Raw genomic sequence first — 881 nt, 5'->3', positions numbered from 1 at the left:
GTCACGACGACCCCGTGGAGTACAGGAAGTTCTCGATACGCCAGCCCCCGGCGCCCAGCACCAGCATCGCGGTGGCGGCGCGGGCCGGCTGGGCGGGATAGGTCCTGACGGTGTTGCCGGCAGCGTCCAGGAGCCGGACGGTCCTGATCGCCACGGTCGTCTGCGCGGTGATGGTCTTCTCCCCGCGCGGGCCCATGGTGACCGGGCTGACGTCGAGTGGGTCCACGTCGGCGTGTCCGCCCTGGTCGTGGAAATCGCGGGTGACGCCGATGTCGAGCATGCACGTCTGGCATCCCGGCATGGCTGTCAGGCTCACCTCTGCCACCCGTCCCTCCCGACTGGCCTTGTTGATCTCTGTGAAGTACGCCTGGACCGTTGCCAGCGCCGTCCGGATCGGGTCGGCGGTCTGCTGCGCGGACGGCGTCGCTGCCGCCTGCGGCGCGGAGGCGGTCGTGAGCGGATCGCCGGAGGCCGACCCGCCCGCCTGGCCCGCCGAGCCGAGCGTTCCCGCCTTGGGCGGAGCCGAGGCGCCTGTGGTGGCCACGCCGCCACCACAACCGGCCGCCACCGCGATGACGGCAGCAACCAACAGACACCCGGCGTGCCGTGGCGGTCCGCTGTCTGTCAGCATCAGGTGTGAGGATAACCTCAGCCCATTACACGTACGGACAGGGGTTGGCAAATCGCCCTAACAGGCACGTCGTCCCACGCGAGCACATGTGATCCGCGCGGTATCGGCGGACGCCGTCCGCCGGGCCCTACACTCACGTCGATGGCGAGCCACTCACGTCGATGATGAGCGCAGGCGTAGGGATGGGTTTATGTCACGTGAGCATGCCGGGTGACCCGGGACCCGTGGCCGGGTGACCCGGGACCCGTGG

1 protein-coding gene is annotated in these 881 nt (G+C 69.9%); it reads right to left on the bottom strand.

Annotation, left to right across the window (positions count from 1 at the left end):
* Window position 1: 1 nt before the first annotated feature.
* Window positions 2-631, bottom strand: a complete 630-nt coding sequence (locus tag DD1DGNOD_RS19600) for a hypothetical protein (RefSeq protein WP_131770774.1) — start codon at window positions 629-631, stop codon at window positions 2-4.
* Between the last annotated feature and the right edge of the window lie 250 nt (window positions 632-881).

This window comes from Candidatus Protofrankia californiensis (assembly GCF_900634765.1).
Lineage (GTDB): Bacteria > Actinomycetota > Actinomycetes > Frankiales > Frankiaceae > Protofrankia > Protofrankia californiensis.
This window is presented reverse-complemented; position numbering and strand designations above follow the sequence as displayed.